We start from the raw sequence: 1,034 nt of genomic DNA on the forward strand, positions 1-1,034 counted from the left end.
CCCTGAATCGGGGCGTAAATTTCTCCAAAGACCTCCGATAAAAACTGCTCAGATTTGAAACACTTACTCCTAATTCTTCGGATATTTTCTGCCAACTTGCATCTTCTATTACTCTTTTGACAAGCAATAATTGAAAATTGACGTGCGGGTACTTTGTCATCGCTTCGCTTTTAAAAGCATCGTCCGGGTCTTCTTGAATCATATCGATCAAAGCTTCTTCAATTCGATAGAAGTCAGGTTCAGCTTGCTGTTGTAGCTTGTTGAAGATTAAGTTCATATTTCCATAGTATAAAGGTTTTAAATCCTTTATACCTATAACTTTAGGTGTAGCTTCTTGAAAACATTTAATCATCAAAAAGTTTACCCATTGGCTGACTTTTTTGTCAGGTCGGTAATTGTGAACTTCCTTGCAGATCCGCAACATCAAATCCTGTTTTGCTTCGACAAGAATCTCCTGATAATCATCGTAGGAAAAACTCCGATTTTTAGGACTATTAATGATTTTATACTTTTCGAGCTCCATGAATAATTTGGTAACAGCTTTTTGTCGCTCTACAGTTTTAGGCGGGTGATTTTTAGCAGCTATAGCTAGCTGTTTAAGTCGATCGTCAATTTCACCGTTACTAGACATATCTTGTTCCAAGGATACTCAGAAAAATTGTCTTCAACCAGCTATGCAAGTCGCGGAGTTCCGCTAATTCTCTCGGCGCGAGATTGGCTGGTGCGACCCCTCCGGGAGATCGATCGCATCCTCCTGCATAGCCCTCTATTCCTCTATCTGTCTGGATCTGGGATTTTTATGCAAAATCGCTGCATAATTTACAAAAGTTTATATTATAGATGTCAGGACACTCCAAAAGCCCATTAGTGTCAACTTAACGTTAAACCCAGTCAGAGACGGCGGTTTGACGATTGAGGCCAGATCCCCCCTAGCCCCCCTTAAGAAGGGGGGGACATGAAGCACTCAAAGTCCCCCTTCTTAAGGGGGATTTAGGGGGATCTAGACGGGAGCGTAAAACCCAAATTTTTCATAG

1 protein-coding gene is annotated in these 1,034 nt (G+C 41.3%); it reads right to left on the minus strand.

Translation table 11 applies throughout. The annotated features are described in order from the left end of the window. Positions 1-631, minus strand: a 631-nt coding sequence (locus ACUVJL_RS31720; protein ID WP_445249461.1) for a hypothetical protein, incomplete at its 3' end; no start/stop codon positions are given. Positions 632-1,034 lie beyond the last annotated feature (403 nt).

Origin of the sequence: Microcoleus sp. OTE_8_concoct_300 (assembly GCF_031383065.1) — a bacterium.
GTDB lineage: Bacteria > Cyanobacteriota > Cyanobacteriia > Cyanobacteriales > Microcoleaceae > Microcoleus.